General features: G+C 56.7%; 14 protein-coding genes. 9 read left to right on the top strand and 5 right to left on the bottom strand.

Annotated elements, in window-relative coordinates:
* Positions 1-35: 35 nt before the first annotated feature.
* Positions 36-854, bottom strand: coding sequence for a pyruvate, water dikinase regulatory protein (locus JWR17_RS23010; protein WP_299835168.1), 819 nt, complete (start codon positions 852-854; stop codon positions 36-38).
* Positions 855-1,026: 172 nt separating this feature from the next.
* Here JWR17_RS23010 and ppsA point away from each other — a divergent pair, with 172 nt between their 5' ends.
* From ppsA to JWR17_RS23055, 9 genes are all read left to right on the top strand, one after another.
* Positions 1,027-3,402 (top strand): phosphoenolpyruvate synthase, encoded by a 2,376-nt coding sequence (gene ppsA, locus JWR17_RS23015; RefSeq protein WP_299835170.1) that lies wholly within the window; start codon positions 1,027-1,029, stop codon positions 3,400-3,402.
* A gap of 94 nt (positions 3,403-3,496) precedes the next feature.
* On the top strand, positions 3,497-4,504 hold the full coding sequence (locus tag JWR17_RS23020; RefSeq protein ID WP_299835172.1) for an alpha/beta fold hydrolase: 1,008 nt from the start codon (positions 3,497-3,499) through the stop codon (positions 4,502-4,504).
* 81 nt (positions 4,505-4,585) lie between these two features.
* A complete protein-coding gene (locus JWR17_RS23025; protein WP_299835173.1) occupies positions 4,586-4,885 on the top strand; it encodes a Rieske 2Fe-2S domain-containing protein in 300 nt (99 codons plus the stop codon).
* Positions 4,886-4,947: 62 nt separating this feature from the next.
* Complete coding sequence (gene rraA, locus JWR17_RS23030; RefSeq protein WP_299835175.1) at positions 4,948-5,436, top strand: ribonuclease E activity regulator RraA; 489 nt, start codon at positions 4,948-4,950, stop codon at positions 5,434-5,436.
* A gap of 11 nt (positions 5,437-5,447) precedes the next feature.
* Positions 5,448-6,446: a zinc transporter ZntB gene (locus JWR17_RS23035; protein WP_299835177.1), complete on the top strand. Its 999-nt coding sequence runs from the start codon at positions 5,448-5,450 to the stop codon at positions 6,444-6,446.
* Between the two features lie 87 nt (positions 6,447-6,533).
* Entirely contained in the window at positions 6,534-6,782 is a 249-nt protein-coding gene (locus JWR17_RS23040) for a CrfX protein (RefSeq protein ID WP_299835179.1), read from the top strand.
* A 2-nt stretch (positions 6,783-6,784) separates the two neighbouring features.
* A complete protein-coding gene (locus tag JWR17_RS23045; RefSeq protein ID WP_299835181.1) occupies positions 6,785-7,609 on the top strand; it encodes a mechanosensitive ion channel domain-containing protein in 825 nt (274 codons plus the stop codon).
* 97 nt (positions 7,610-7,706) lie between these two features.
* Positions 7,707-8,297 (top strand): RNA polymerase sigma factor SigX, encoded by a 591-nt coding sequence (gene sigX, locus JWR17_RS23050; RefSeq protein ID WP_299835183.1) that lies wholly within the window; start codon positions 7,707-7,709, stop codon positions 8,295-8,297.
* Positions 8,298-8,403: 106 nt separating this feature from the next.
* Positions 8,404-9,393, top strand: a complete 990-nt coding sequence (locus JWR17_RS23055) for an OmpA family protein (RefSeq protein WP_299835184.1) — start codon at positions 8,404-8,406, stop codon at positions 9,391-9,393.
* A 120-nt stretch (positions 9,394-9,513) separates the two neighbouring features.
* On the opposite strand, the gene cobA is transcribed toward JWR17_RS23055, so the two are convergent.
* From cobA to nirB, 4 genes are read right to left on the bottom strand one after another with little or no spacing between them, the layout of a single operon-like run.
* A complete protein-coding gene (gene cobA / locus JWR17_RS23060; protein ID WP_299835186.1) occupies positions 9,514-10,275 on the bottom strand; it encodes a uroporphyrinogen-III C-methyltransferase in 762 nt (253 codons plus the stop codon).
* Positions 10,276-10,286: 11 nt separating this feature from the next.
* Positions 10,287-13,028, bottom strand: a complete 2,742-nt coding sequence (locus JWR17_RS23065) for a nitrate reductase (RefSeq protein ID WP_299835188.1) — start codon at positions 13,026-13,028, stop codon at positions 10,287-10,289.
* Positions 13,028-13,345: a nitrite reductase small subunit NirD gene (gene nirD, locus JWR17_RS23070; protein WP_299835190.1), complete on the bottom strand. Its 318-nt coding sequence runs from the start codon at positions 13,343-13,345 to the stop codon at positions 13,028-13,030. Before nirD ends, JWR17_RS23065 begins: the two co-directional genes overlap by 1 nt.
* On the bottom strand, positions 13,342-15,786 hold the full coding sequence (gene nirB / locus JWR17_RS23075) for a nitrite reductase large subunit NirB (protein ID WP_299835192.1): 2,445 nt from the start codon (positions 15,784-15,786) through the stop codon (positions 13,342-13,344). Before nirB ends, nirD begins: the two co-directional genes overlap by 4 nt.
* Positions 15,787-16,086 lie beyond the last annotated feature (300 nt).

Here is a 16,086-nt window from a genome sequence, read left to right on the forward strand (position 1 = left end):
CCAACAAGTTGGCTCCTACAGATAGTATTGAGGCGTTATTTGAATCTGCGCTCCACGCCTTTTTCCACGAGGATTTTTGCCGAGATTTCTTCCACCGAAAAATGTGTGGAATTTATATGCGGGATGTTCTCACGGCGGAACAAGCTTTCTACTTCGCGCACTTCGAATTCGCACTGGGCAAAGCTGGAGTAACGACTGTTGGGTTTACGTTCATGGCGGATGGCGGTAAGGCGATCTGGATCGATGGTCAGGCCAAATAGCTTGCTACGATGCGCCTTGAGCGCGGCCGGCAATTGCAGGCGTTCCATGTCGTCTTCGGTCAACGGATAATTTGCCGCACGGATGCCGAATTGCATGGCCATGTACAGGCAGGTAGGGGTTTTACCGCAGCGCGAGACGCCTACCAGGATCAGGTCGGCCTTGTCGTAATAATGCGTGCGGGCGCCGTCATCGTTGTCCAGGGCGAAGTTCACCGCCTCGATGCGTTCCATGTAGTTGGAGTTGTGCCCGATAGAGTGAGATTTCCCCACTGAGTAGGACGAGTGTGAACTAAGCTCTTGCTCAAGGGGGGCAAGAAAGGTCGAAAAAATATCGATCATGAAACCGTTGGATGTCGCCAGGACCTCACGAATTTCCTGATTGACGATGGTGTCGAAAATAATCGGTCGCACCTCGTCTTTGTCCGCGGCGTTGTTGATCTGTTGTACCATTGCGCGCGCCTTTTCGATGCTGTCGATGTAGGGCCGCGTGAACTTGTTGAAGGTTATGTTTTCGAATTGCGCTAACAGGCTTTGACCGAGGGTTTCAGCGGTAATGCCGGTGCCGTCGGAGATAAAGAAAGCAGATCGTTTCATTTGCGCCGAGGCCTTAAGCTGAGGTCGATTGTTAGTTATGATAGGCCCGCTGGCGGACCTTGATAGTCGGCATTTTCACTTATTTTGCAGGTCCAGGCCATACACGCTCGGAACCGCTCGTGTAGTTTCAGCGCCCTGAGCTTTTCCCAACACAGTTAGTGGAGAGATCACCTTGGTAGAGTACGTAGTTTCCCTCGATAAGCTCGGCGTCCATGATGTGGAGCACGTGGGGGGCAAGAACGCATCCCTCGGCGAGATGATCAGCAACCTCGCGGGTGCCGGTGTTTCGGTTCCCGGTGGCTTCGCCACTACGGCTCAAGCGTATCGTGATTTCCTTGAGTTAAGCGGTTTGAATGATCAGATCCATGCAGCCCTTGATGCCCTTGATGTCGACGACGTCAATGCATTGGCCAAGACCGGTGCGCAAATTCGCGCCTGGATCATGGACGCCGAATTCCCGGAAAAACTCAACGCGGAAATTCGCACCGCTTTCGCCGAACTGTCGGCTGGCAACCCTAACCTCGCCGTCGCCGTGCGCTCTTCGGCCACCGCCGAAGACTTGCCAGACGCCTCGTTCGCCGGTCAGCAAGAAACCTTCCTGAACATCCGTGGCGTCGAAAACGTCATCCGGGCGGCCAAGGAAGTGTTCGCCTCGTTGTTCAACGACCGTGCCATTTCGTATCGAGTGCACCAGGGCTTCGATCACAAATTGGTCGCGTTGTCGGCTGGCGTGCAGCGCATGGTTCGTTCCGAAACCGGTACTGCTGGCGTGATGTTCACGCTGGACACCGAATCCGGCTTCCGTGACGTGGTATTCATCACCGGCGCTTACGGCCTGGGTGAAACCGTTGTTCAGGGCGCCGTGAACCCGGACGAATTCTACGTTCACAAAAATACCCTTGAAGCCGGTCGTCCTGCGATCTTGCGCCGCAACCTGGGCAGCAAAGCAATCATGATGATCTACGGCGACGAAGCCAAGGCCGGTAAATCGGTCAAGGTCATCGACGTCGCGCCTGCGGATCGCGCCCGCTTCTGCTTGAGCGATGCCGAGGTCAGCGAACTGGCCAAGCAAGCAATGATCATCGAAAAGCACTACAAGTGCCCGATGGACATCGAGTGGGCCAAAGACGGTGACGACGGCAAGCTGTACATCGTTCAGGCCCGTCCTGAAACCGTGAAAAGCCGTACCTCGGCCAATGTCATGGAGCGCTACCTGCTCAAGGAAACCGGCACCGTGCTGGTGGAGGGTCGCGCAATCGGTCAGCGGATCGGTGCCGGTAAAGTGCGGATCATCAAAGACGTTTCCGAGATGGACAAGGTTCAGCCGGGCGATGTACTCGTGTCCGACATGACCGACCCGGATTGGGAACCGGTGATGAAGCGCGCCAGTGCCATCGTCACCAACCGCGGTGGCCGGACGTGCCATGCGGCAATCATCGCTCGTGAACTGGGCATTCCGGCAGTGGTGGGTTGTGGCAATGCGACGGAACTGCTGAAAGACGGGCAGGGCGTTACTGTTTCGTGTGCCGAAGGCGACACCGGTTACATCTTCGAAGGTGAACTGGGCTTCGACATCAAGAAAAACTCCGTTGATGCCATGCCTGAACTGCCGTTCAAAATCATGATGAACGTTGGCAACCCCGACCGCGCATTCGATTTTGCCCAGTTGCCCAACGCCGGTGTCGGCCTGGCGCGTCTGGAGTTCATCATTAACCGCATGATCGGCGTGCACCCGAAGGCACTGTTGAACTACGCCGGTTTGCCCCAGGACATCAAAGACAGCGTCGACAAGCGCATCGCCGGCTACAACGATCCGGTGGGATTTTACGTGGAAAAACTGGTCGAGGGCATCAGCACCCTGGCCGCAGCGTTCACGCCGAAGAAAGTCATCGTACGTTTGTCGGACTTCAAGTCCAACGAGTACGCCAACCTGATCGGCGGCAAGCTGTACGAACCGGAAGAAGAGAACCCGATGTTGGGTTTCCGCGGCGCTTCGCGTTATATCAGCGAAAGCTTCCGTGACTGCTTCGAGCTAGAGTGCCGCGCGCTCAAGCGCGTGCGCAACGAGATGGGCCTGACCAACGTCGAAATCATGGTGCCGTTCGTGCGGACCCTGGGGGAAGCGAGCCAGGTGATTGACCTGTTGGCCGCCAATGGCCTGACACGGGGTGAAAACGGTCTGCGCATCATCATGATGTGCGAATTGCCGTCTAACGCGATTCTGGCAGAAGAGTTCCTTGAGTTCTTCGACGGCTTCTCCATTGGCTCCAACGACCTGACCCAACTGACGTTGGGCCTGGACCGTGACTCCGGGATCATTGCTCACCTGTTCGACGAGCGTAACCCTGCGGTCAAGAAGCTGTTGTCCAACGCGATTCAAGCGTGCAACAAGGCTGGTAAATACATCGGTATCTGCGGTCAAGGCCCTTCTGATCATCCGGATCTTGCGCGCTGGTTGATGGATCAAGGCATTGAAAGTGTCTCGCTGAACCCGGACTCCGTCTTGGAAACATGGTTCTTCCTGGCTGAAGAACAGGCTCCGGTCTGAGGTAGTACGCGCTAAACCCCGGCCCACTTCGGTGGGTCGGTCACATTCTGGCAAGGCGGTTTTTCATAAGCCGCCTTTTTTGTGCAAGAGCAATATGCAAAGCAGCAGCGATCTTTTTCCAGTGGCCTTGATTAGCGCCGAACGTCGTGGCGATCTGATCGAGGACGTATACCGTTTAAAACCCGCCAACAGCCCGGACATTAGCGTTGAGCTGGCCGTGACCCGTCTTGGGCTGGTGGACAGCGCTGATTCCCGTGGCGTGCCCGTGATTTTGTTGCACGGCAGTTTCTCCAACCGACGTTTCTGGTATTCACCCAAAGGTATCGGCTTAGGCGCGTATCTGGCCCGGGCCGGCTTTGATGTGTGGATCGCGGAAATGCGCGGGCACGGTCTTTCGTCGCGCAATCAACACTATCGACGTAACCGCGTCGCTGATTACGCGCGTTACGACCTGCCAGCGATTGGGGCATTTGTCCGTGAACAAAGTGGGCAAATTCCCCACTGGATCGGTCATTCCCTGGGCGGCATCACCTTGGCTGCAGCCCTGGGCGGGCATTACCTTGGCCAGGCCGCGGTGGCTTCGGTGGCATTGTTCGGCAGCCAGGTCAGTCGCAACTACTGGCCGTTGAAAGTACCCTTGGTGGAGTGGGGCGCACGCCTGCTGCTTAAGCGATTTGCGCACATTTCCGGATCGCGTTTTAAGCGCGGGCCGGAAGATGAACCTATAGGCCTGGCGCTGGAATGCATGCGCTGGTACGGGCTTTTCAGCCGCTTTGGTGACAAAGACCGCGATTGGTGGGCTGGCTTGAACGAGGTGCAGGTGCCGGTATTGGCCGTTGCCGCTGTCGGTGATCATCAAGACCCGCCCTGGGCCTGTCGCACACTCAGTGAGCAGTTTGCGTCGCCAGTGCGTCAGTTTGTATGTCTGGGTCGGGCTCAAGGTTTCAGCGATGATTTTGGTCATGTCGAGATGCTGGTCAGTAAAAGCGCGCAAACCCAAGTCTGGCCGATGGTGGTCAGTTGGTTACGCGACCCTTCGGTCTCGTTGGCCGGTCAAGCGCAGACGCGGGTTGATGTGCAGGGAGCAAGCGTCGGCGCTTGAAGCGTTTCAACGGCTGCCAGATGCGGCTAAGCTATGACCCTTCATGCTGTTTCAGCCTTTCTTGGATTGCGGTTCTTCCCTATGTTTTTTCCTCTTGAGCGGCTGATCAATTTGCACGAAGGCTACCGGCAAACCTTCAAGGTTGCTGGGCGCAATCTGTTATTAATGGTGGTCGATAATCAGCCATTGCTGCTCGAAGACAGCTGCCCGCATCAAGGCGCACCCTTGCGCACTGCCACGCTTATGGGTACGGTCTTGCGGTGCCAGCGCCACGGCATGGAATTTCAGCTACCCAGTGGGCGCGCGTCACAGCCCTCCTGTCCAAGCCTGAAAATGTTCGGGCTGGTCTATGACGGCGCCAGTATCGGCGTCGATGTCTAGCCTCATAGCCCAGGCTGCAGCTAAATAAATAATGGTCGTTCTTTCACTAAAGGAGCTCACCCATGCATTACATCACTCCCGATTTGTGCGATGCCTACCCGCAGTTGGTGCAGGTGGTAGAACCGATGTTCAGCAATTTCGGTGGTCGCGATTCATTTGGTGGCGAAATCGTCACCATCAAATGCTTCGAAGACAATTCGCTGGTCAAGGACCAGGTCGAACTGGCGGGCAAAGGTAAAGTGCTGGTGGTCGATGGCGGCGGATCGCTGCGTTGTGCATTGCTGGGTGACATGCTGGCTGAGAAAGCCGCCAAAAATGGCTGGGAAGGTTTGGTCATCTATGGCTGCATTCGCGACGTCGATGTGATTGCGCAAACCGATCTGGGTGTCCAGGCACTGGCCAGTCACCCGAAGAAAACCGACAAGCGCGGTATCGGCGATCTAAACGTGGCCGTGACCTTCGCTGGCGTGACCTTCCACCCAGGGCAGTTTGTCTACGCCGATAACAACGGCGTGATCGTTTCGCCGTCTGCGCTGAAAATGCCCGAATAACAGGACACCCAATGTTCGACGAAACAAACGCGCAATGGGGGCTGGTGCATGCCCTGGTGCTGGATGGTCAGGGCGGGGCGCGTTTCATAGCTCGAACCGATTTGGAAGGTCTTCAGTTGCAGCCGCAGGAAAGCGTTTGGCTGCACTGGGATCGTGGCCATCCACAAACCCAGACCTGGTTGCGCAGCGCCAGCGGGCTGAGTGAGTTCAGCTGCGACTTGCTGCTGGAAGAAAATACCCGGCCGCGTCTGGTGCCGTTGCCCAACTCCGAATTGCTGCTGTTCCTGCGCGGGGTCAACCTCAACCCCGGTGCCGAGCCCGAAGACATGGTCTCGGTGCGGATTTTTGCCGCGGCGCAACAAGTGATCTCCCTGCGTTTGCGTCAGTTAAGGGCTACCGATGAGCTGATCGAGAGATTCAATGCGGGTAGCGGTCCGAAAAACGCGTCTGAGTTGATTCTTTATCTCGCCCAATACATGACAGATAAGGTCCAGGCATTGGTTACCGAGTTGTCGGAATTAGTCGACGAGGAGGAAGAAAAAATAGATGCCGACGAACGGTATGCTTGTGACCACGGTGACATGCTGCATATACGACGTCGCGCGGCCGCTTTGCGGCGTTTTCTGGCTCCGCAGCGCGAGGTTTACGCGCAACTGACCCGGAACAAAGTGCCGTGGTTCGTCGAAGACGATGCCAACTACTGGAACGAGCTGAACAATAGCTTGACGCGGTATCTGGAAGAGCTGGAGCTGACCCGGGAACGTGTAGGATTGGTCCTGGAGACTGAGGATAGACGCCTCAGCGAACGGATGAACCGGGTCATGTACCGTTTTGGCATCGTGACCGGAATCTTCCTGCCTATGAGCTTTTTGACCGGCTTGCTTGGGGTCAATGTCGGTGGAATTCCCGGTTCGGCCAGTCCGTACGGCTTTTTGGTCGCATGCTCGATCATGGGCGCCGTGGGGATTGGTCAGTATTGGTTGTTTCGGCGTTGGCGCTGGGTGGTATAAATGTTCGAATATTTTCGCTACCGAATGACTCAGTTGTGACTCAGCCAGATTTTGTTGCGTCTTTCAGTGACATTGCGTGAGGTACCTATGCACGATCCGTTCGAAGAATCACTGCGTGACATGCTCAATTCATCATCCTCTAACCGGGATGACGATGCGTGCCTGGGGCGTGTGCTGAAAACCGCGAACCGTCAGGTCGGTGCCGGCGATTTGTTCAAGTTGCTCGGTCGTTGGTCACAAGCGCTGATGATTGGCCTCAATAACGGCTCGCCGCACGTGTCTCCGGTTTCGCGACGCACTTTTTCTTCTGCACGTCCCGCTGATAAGGCTGATTGAACATGGAACTCAACCTCTGGACGCAGAGCCTGGTCACCGCCATGACGGTGTTGTGGACCAAAGTCGCTAATTTCATTCCAAACCTGTTTGGCGCACTGATTTTAGTGTTGCTGGGTTTCGTTGTTGCAAAGCTGCTGGACACGTTGCTGTCGAAACTGCTCGCCAAGCTGGGCCTTGATCGCCTGATGGGTGGTACTGGCTTGACCAAGGTAATTGCCCGAGCCGGCGTTCAGGTGCCGATTTCGACCTTGGTTGGCAAAATAATTTATTGGTTCGTGCTGCTTATATTTCTGGTTTCCGCCGCTGAATCCCTTGGTCTTGAGCAAGTGTCGAGCACGTTGACTATGCTGACCCAGTACCTGCCAAAGGTATTTGGTGCTGCGCTGGTCCTGCTTGTAGGTGTGCTTCTGGCGCAGTTGGCCAATGGCCTGGTGCGCGGTGCTGCCGAGGGCGTCGGGATCGATTACGCCGCTGGTCTGGGAAGAATCGCTCAAGGGCTGGTCATAATCATCAGCATCTCCGTCGCAATCAGCCAGTTGGAGGTCAAAACTGACCTGCTTAACCATGTGATTGTGATTGGTTTGATTACCGTTGGTCTGGCAGTAGCGCTGGCCATGGGCCTGGGAAGTCGCGAAATTGCCGGGCAAATATTGGCAGGAATATATGTGCGTGAGCTGTATCGAGTGGGGCAACAAGTGCGTGTGGGCGATGTCGAGGGGCAGATCGAAGAAATTGGCACGGTCAAGACCACGGTGCTGACCGATGAGGGCGAGTTGGTATCATTGTCCAACCGAATCCTCCTCGAACAGCAAGTGAACAGCCGCTAACCCGGCAAATCCTGCTAATGTATGCCGCCACAAATCGCCAAGAGTACGGCAATGGCGGACATTAACCCGATTGATCTGACTGTCGGCATGAGTTTTTTTGAATAAGCCCCAATCGCTGTCCATGCGCTATGACCCCCGCGAACTCTCCGATGAGGAGTTGGTGGCGCGGTCGCACGCCGAGCTGTTTCATGTGACGCGAGCGTACGAAGAGTTGATGCGCCGGTATCAGCGAACACTTTTTAACGTATGTGCACGTTATTTAGGGAACGATCGCGATGCTGATGATGTCTGTCAGGAAGTGATGCTTAAAGTGTTGTACGGGTTGAAGAATTTTGAGGGAAAGTCGAAGTTCAAAACCTGGCTGTACAGCATCACTTACAACGAATGTATTACGCAGTACAGGAAGGAACGGCGAAAGCGTCGCTTGATGGACGCATTGAGTCTCGATCCACTTGAAGAGGCGATGGAGGATAAGACTCCAAAACCTGAAGAGCGGGGCGGGCTTGATCGCTGGCTTGTGTATGTGAATCCAATTGATCGGGAAATTCTGGTGCTACGATTCGTCGCGGAGTTAGAGTTTCAAGAGATTGCGGACATCATGCATATGGGCCTGAGTGCCACAAAAATGCGCTATAAACGTGCGCTTGATAAATTACGTGAGAAATTTGCCAGCATTACCGAAACTTAACTCGGGGTAAATATCTCTAACGTTCAGGTGAGTTCTGATAGACTTGCCGCTGAGTTGGCCTTCAGTACGATGGCCGCTTAACAATCACCAGATGGGGATTTAACGGATGAAACTTAAAAACACCTTGGGCTTTGCCATTGGTTCTATTGTAGCCGCAGCTTCGTTCGGCGTTCTGGCGCAAGGCCAAGGCGCGGTCGAGGGTGAGGCCTTCTACCAGAAGAACTACAACGACAGCGTTAAGCACGTAGAAGACGGCCGCACCGCTGGTGCCTCCATCGGCTACTTCTTGACCGACGACGTTGAAGTGATCCTGGGCTACGGCAAAACCAACTACACCCGTTCGAATGACGGTACTGGTAGCCAGAAAATCCACGGCGACACCGCTTCTCTGGCCGGTATGTACCACTTCGGCACCGTTGGCGACGCTATCCGTCCTTACGTTTCCGGCGGTTTTGCTCACCAGAGCATGACTGGCGTTGAAGCTGATGGTCACAATGGTCGTGACTCGTCCACGTTCGCAACTATCGGTGCAGGTGCCAAGTGGTACATCACTGACAATCTGTATGCACGTGCTGGCGTAGACGCTGACTACAAACTGGACAACGGCAAATGGGACTACGCTCCTACCGTTGGCCTGGGCGTAAACTTCGGTGGCGGCTCCAAGCCAGCACCGGCTCCAGCACCGGCTCCAGAGCCAGTTGCTGAAGCGCCTGTAGAAGCTCCAGTGGAAGCTGCTCCACAAGTCGTACGTGTTCAGTTGGACGTCAAATTTGACTTCAACAAAGCTGTTGTCAAGCCTAACAGCTACGCTGACATCAAGAACCTCGCTGACTTCATGAAGCAGTACCCACAGACCAGCACCACTGTTGAAGGTCACACTGACTCCGTCGGTCCTGACGCTTACAACCAAAAACTGTCTGAGAAGCGTGCAAACGCTGTCAAACAAGTTCTGGTTAGCCAGTACGGTGTTGGCGCTGGTCGTGTGAGCTCGGTTGGTTACGGCGAATCCCGTCCAGTTGCAGACAACAAAACTGAAGCTGGCCGCGCGATCAACCGTCGCGTAGAAGCTGAAGTTGAAGCAAAAGCTGCTCAGTAATCTGTAGCTAAAGCCTCAGAGAGAAGCCCGGCCCAGGCCGGGCTTTTCTTTGTCTGGGTTTTGGTGGAGAACGCCTCTGTAGGATCCATCTGTAGGCCATTTAAGCAGCACCGCCATGCTTCAGGAGTACCTCGTTGCATACCTCGCCAACATGTTGGCTCCTACAGATTCCGCAGCACTCGCAGCCACTGCACCGATGACCAATATCGCCGGGCTTTTCAGTTCGAAGACGAGGGCATCGGTTTGCATCTGGGCCAGTGTGCTGCGGCATTCCCGTTGATGGGGCAGGGAGGCGTTTTCGATCATCGCTACCGGCGTATTCGCCGACAACCCACCCGCCAACAGGTTATCGCGGATTTCCGAGAGTTTGGCCACGCCCATGTACACCACCAAGGTTGTGCCGCTTTGCGCCAGGGCTTGCCAACTCAGGCGGCTGTCGTCCTGCGTATGGGCGGTCACCAAGGTGACGCCACGGCTGACACCCCGCAAGGTCAGGGAAATACCGCACTGGGTCGCACCTGCCAGACCGGCAGTAATGCCGTTGACCAATTCCACTTCAATGCCTTGCGCTCGCAGCCAATCGGCTTCTTCGCCACCGCGTCCGAAAATGCAGGGATCGCCACCTTTCAGACGCACCACGCATTTTCCCTGACGGGCGTAGCGCAGCAACAGCCGGTTAATAAACGCTTGGGGTGTCGAACGACAGCCGCCGCGTTTACCCACCGCAATTACCCGTGCGCCAACACAATGCTCCAGCACCGCGACGTTGACCAAATCGTCGATCAGGACCACATCGGCTTCGCCCAAGGCCCGCACGGCCTTGAGTGTCAGCAATTCAGGATCGCCAGGACCTGCACCCACCAGCCAGACTTTAGCGCTCATGCTCTCACCCTTCATTGATGGATCGCGACTGGCAGCGGATTGACCGCCAGCAGCCGTTTGATTTCTGGTACGCAGGAGCCGCATTGGCTACCGCAACCCAATTGTGTTTTCAGTTGAATCAGGTCCAGCCCACGACCGACTCCGGCCAGTACCGCGCTTTCGCTGACGTTCATGCAGGTACACAACGTTTTGCTGCTGCGTGGCATGGCGGCTGCGCTGCCGGGTGGCGTGCTGATCGGCGCCAGCAGCCAACGGCGCAATTGCTCGTCGGCGCGACCTTCCAGCCACAAGCTTTGCAGCCAATGCCGGGCAATGGTTTCACCGGCGAGACGAATTGCCGTGATCCGGCCGTTTTCAATTCGTACCCGCTTGCCAATCGAGCGGCGGGTATCGTCGTACGCCAGCACCGGCCCTTGATTCAGGCCCAGCAATTGGTCGATCTGCGTCAGCAATTGACTGTCTGGCGGCGAGGCGCTGGCTGCGCGGATGAGCAGTGCCGGGCGCTCACGGCCCGCAAGGCTTAGGCTGACATAGGCAAACGCCTCACACAGCGGTCTCAGCGCCTCAATGTTGGTTTGCACGTCACCTTCAACCAGCGCAAACAACTGCCATGGCAAGGTCACCGCTTCGATGCGCACGCCGCTGTGTTTCAATTCAGGTTGCTTCGACAGCGGGTCGAACGCGGGCTGGGTCAGAATGTTTACCCCGCCCTTGAGAAAACGATCACCCCAATGCATGGGCAAGTAGGCTTGACCGGGACGGATGCTGTCGTCGATGCTAACCGGGACGATCAAGCTGCCACGGCGGCTTTTCAGGCTGACCAGATCACCGGCTTGCAGGCGATGGCGGCGCATTTCATCCGGGTGCAGGCTCAACACCGCTTCGCTGACATGTCCAAACGACTGGGCGGCAGTGCCGGTACGGCTCATGCCGTGCCATTGATCTCGTAGGCGGCCGGTGTTCAACGTCAGTGGAAAGCGCGCGTCTCGCAACTCCTTGGCCGCACGGTAAGGTTCGGTAACGAACATGGCGCGGCCAGATTCGGTAGGAAAAATCCCGTCGCCGTATAGCCGTGCAGTGCCGGTCTCGGCACCCGCCGGGAAGGGCCATTGCTGCGGGCCTCGCTCCTGGAGCAAGGCATAGCTGATGCCTGACAAATCCAAATCGCGTGCCTGGGTCAGGAATTTATATTCGTCGAACAGCGCCTGGGGCTGATCGAAGGCGAACAGACTCGGCTCGCCGGGACGCAGGCGTTGTTCAAGCCGCTGGGCGAAATCCACGGTAATCGCCCAATCCGAGCGGGCCTCGCCCGGCGTGGGGATCGCTTTGCGCACGCGGGAAATGCGCCGCTCGGAATTGGTCACCGTGCCGTCTTTTTCGCCCCAGCTCGCGGCCGGCAATAGTAGATCGGCAAAGGCGCAGGTTTCGGTGGTGCGGAAAGCTTCCTGTAACACCACAAACGGACAAGTAGTCAGCGCCTCTCGAACCCGTTGTTGATCAGGTAGCGACTGAGCGGGGTTAGTGCAGGCGATCCACAGCGCTTTAATCTTGCCGGTCTGTAACTGATCGAAGAGCTCGATGGCCGACAATCCGGGCGTGTCAGGCAGCGTGTCGACCCCCCAATACGCGGCTACCTGCTCACGGTGCTCCGGGTTGCTGGCCTCACGGTGGCCCGGCAACAAGTTCGACAAACTGCCGGTTTCTCGTCCGCCCATGGCATTTGGCTGCCCGGTCAGAGAGAACGGTCCTGCGCCGGGACGGCCGATTTGACCGGTGGCGAGGTGTAAATTGATCAGCGCACTGTTCTTCGCGCTGCCGGACGTGGACTGATTCAGCCCCATGCACCACAGCGACAAAAAGCTTGGCGCTGTGCCGATCCATTGCGCACACGCTTGCAGCTGAGCAACTGGAATCCCGCATATTTCTGCGACCATTTGCGGGGTGTAATCGCGCACCAGGGTTTTCAGTTCGGCGTAGCCCTGGGTATGGGCATCAATGAAGCTGCGGTCTATCCAGTCTTCCCACAGCAGTAAATGCAGGATCCCGTGGAACAGCGCGACATCGGTGCCCGGCTGGATGGCCAAGTGCATATCCGCCACCTCACAGGTGTCGGTACGGCGAGGATCAACGACGATGATTTTCATCTCGGGCCGTAGGCTTTTTGCTTCTTCCAGCCGCCGAAAGAGTACCGGATGGGCGTAGGCCATATTGCTGCCGACGATCATCACGCAATCGCTGAGTTCGATGTCCTCGTAGCTGCAAGGCGGTGAGTCGGCGCCCAGGCTGCGCTTGTAGCCGACCACCGCAGAAGACATGCACAGCCGGGAATTACTGTCGATGTTATTGGTGCCCACCAGCGCCCGGGCCAGTTTGTTGAACGCGTAATAGTCCTCGGTCAACAATTGCCCGGACACATAAAACGCCACACTGTCTGGCCCGTGTTCACGAATGGTCTCGGCAAATACACTGGCCGCGTGCTCCAGTGCGGTGTCCCAATCCGTTGGGCTGCGCGCCATGGTTTTACCCAGGCGCAATTCCGGGTACAGCGCCCGAGCCGTAATGTCGCCGGTCAGGTGCAGGCTCGCGCCTTTGCTGCACAGCTTGCCAAAGTTGGCCGGGTGTTGCGGATCGCCTCTGACGCCGAGAATGCGTTGGTGATCATGTTCGATCAGCACGCCGCAACCGACCCCACAGTAGCAGCAGGTCGATGCCGTGATCTGCGTGGCGGACTCTGTCACGGCTGGCGGGCGCATCAGGCGGCGTCCTTCAGTGACAACTGCACGCGACCCTTTTCGACCCGGGCCAAGTGTTTGTGCGCGCACCCGATATCAGGCGCTTGCGCATCGCCGCTTTCCAAGTCGATTTGCCAGTTGTGCAAAGGGCAGGAAACCCGCTTGCCGTAGATCAATCCCTGGGAAAGCGGTCCGCCTTTGTGTGGGCAGCGGTCGTCGAGAGCGAATACTTCGTCGTCGCTGGTGCGGAAAATGGCGATGTCGCCCTTGGGCCCCTCGATGATGCGCGAGCCCAGGGGGTTGATGTCTTCCAAGGCACAAATGTCGTACCAGTTCATGCCAGCACCTCCACAGCAATGCGTTCGAATTCTTTCTTCAGCAAGGGTTGTTCGATGCGTTCTTTCCAGGGGTCTTGCTCGAACGACAAGGAGAATTGCAGGCGCGCATTCAGCGCCTGACGGCGGTCGGCATCTTCCAGCACGGCTTTTTTGATGTGCTCCATGCCGACGCGCTGCAGGTAATGCACAGTGCGCTCAAGGTAAAAAGCTTCTTCGCGGTACAACTGCAGGAACGCACCGTTGTATTCGCGCACTTCCTCAGCGGTTTTCAGCTTGACGAAAAACTCCGCAACCTCAGTTTTGATCCCGCCGTTGCCGCCGATGTACATCTCCCAGCCGGATTCGACACCAATTATTCCGACGTCTTTAATCCCGGCTTCCGAGCAATTGCGTGGGCAGCCGGAAACGGCCAGCTTGACCTTGTGTGGCGACCACATATTGAAAAGGTCATGCTCCAATTCAATGCCAAGTTGTGTTGAATTTTGTGTGCCGAAGCGGCAGAACTCGCTGCCGACACAGGTCTTCACCGTGCGAATGGATTTTCCGTACGCATGGCCCGATGGCATGTCGAGGTCCTTCCAGACGCCTGGCAAGTCCTCCTTTTTGATCCCGAGCAGATCGATGCGCTGGCCGCCGGTGACCTTGACCATGGGTACGTTGTACTTGTCGGCGACGTCGGCAATGCGCCGCAGCTCCGATGGATTGGTCACGCCACCCCACATCCGAGGGACTACAGAATAGGTGCCGTCTTTCTGAATGTTGGCATGGGCGCGTTCGTTGATCAGGCGCGACTGTGGGTCATCTTTCGCTTCGCCTGGCCATGTCGAAATCAGGTAGTAGTTCAGGGCCGGGCGGCAGGTGGCGCAGCCGTTGGGCGTGCGCCAGTTCAGGGTGCCCATGACGTTAGCAATGGTGAGCAAATGCTGGTCGCGGATAGCCGCGCGAATTTGCCCGTGGTTCGAGTCGCTGCAACCGCAGATGGCTTTTTCGCTTTTCGGCTTTACATCGGCTGCGCCGCCCACGGTGTTGATCAGGATCTGTTCCACCAACCCTGCGCAGGATCCGCAGGAGCTGGCGGCCTTGGTGTGTTTTTTTACGTCATCGACGCTGAACAGTCCGTGTTCCTGGATCGCTTTGACGATGGTGCCTTTGCATACGCCGTTACAACCGCAGACCTCGGCGCTGTCGGCCATGCCCATGGCTTTGTCCTGACCTTGGTGGCCGGTATCGCCCAAGGCGTTCTCGCCGAACATTAGGTGATCGCGGATTTCATTGATTTGAGCGTTTTCGCGGATCTGTCTGAAATACCAGCCGCCGTCTGCCGTGTCTCCATACAAACAGGCGCCCACCAGCACGTCGTTCTTGATCACAAGTTTTTTGTATATCCCGCCGATGGGGTCAGACAAGGTGATGATTTCAGTCCCTTCGCCGCCCATGTAGTCGCCGGCGGAGAACAGGTCGACGCCAGTCACTTTCAATTTGGTTGAGGTCACCGAGCCTTGATAGCGAGCAAAACCCAACTGCGCCAGGTGGTTCGCACACACCTTGGCCTGTTCGAAAAGCGGCGCGACCAGGCCGTAGGCGATTCCGCGGTGGCTGGCGCATTCGCCAATGGCGTAGATGCGTGGGTCATAGGTTTGCATCGTGTCGCTGACCAAAATTCCCCGGTTGCAGGGAATACCAGACTGTTCAGCCAACTCGGTGGCAGGACGGATGCCCGCTGCCATCACCACCAGATCTGCGGGAATTACGTCACCGTTCTTGAACTGCACGGACTTGACGCGTCCTTTGCCATCGTCAAGTAAGGCCTGGGTTGATTCCTCCAGGCGAAAAGCCAGCCCGCGTGTTTCCAGTTCGGTTTGCAGCAATTGGCCGGACACCTCGTCCAGCTGGCGCTCCATCAACCAAGAGCCGATGTGCACCACGGTTACCTGCATGCCGCGCAACTTAAGGCCATTGGCCGCTTCCAGGCCCAGCAGACCGCCACCAATCACCACCGCGTAGGTGTGTGTTTTAGCGGTATTGATCATGGTTTGCGTGTCGGCAATGTCGCGATAGCCGATCACGCCCTGCAAGGTGTTACCCGGAATCGGCAGAATGAACGGTACTGAGCCGGTGGCGATCAGCAGTCGGTCGTACTGGGCTTCGGTGCCGTCGTCGGCGATCACCAGACGCTTGGCGCGGTCGATTTTCACGGCTTTGCGGTTGAGCAGCAGGTGGATGTTGTTTTCCAGGTACCAGCTCAAATCATTGAGGACGATGTCCTCGAACGTTTGCTCACCGGCCAAAACCGGAGACAGCAGGATACGGTTGTAATTAGGGTGCGGTTCGGCGCCGAACACGGTGATGTCGTAAAGGTCAGGGCTCAGTTTGATCAGTTCTTCGAGGGTGCGAACACCCGCCATGCCGTTGCCAATCATCACCAGTTTGAGTCGTTTCATGTGGCCTCCGAGAAACCGCCAGGGTGATCTCGACAAATTGCGCGCAAACAAAAAAAGGTGTCCCGCCAGTTACCTGGCGAGGACACCTTTGTCCGGTCCCGTTCTCTCGGGAAGTGCAGCCTTCGACGTTGAAAGCTGCAACTATGTAATTACTTGTGAAGGGTTATGCAGTGGTTGTGCCAAGTCTCATAGGCCCAGTATTTGCTGGGGTTGGCGCAGGTTTTGTGTTGATTTGATGCACCCTTATAAGGCGAGTCGCGCGTAAGTGGTGCGCTCGCATTCTGGAGGAGCCAACCTGTT

The sequence above is a fragment of the Pseudomonas sp. genome (assembly GCF_028293835.1).
Lineage (GTDB): Bacteria > Pseudomonadota > Gammaproteobacteria > Pseudomonadales > Pseudomonadaceae > Aquipseudomonas.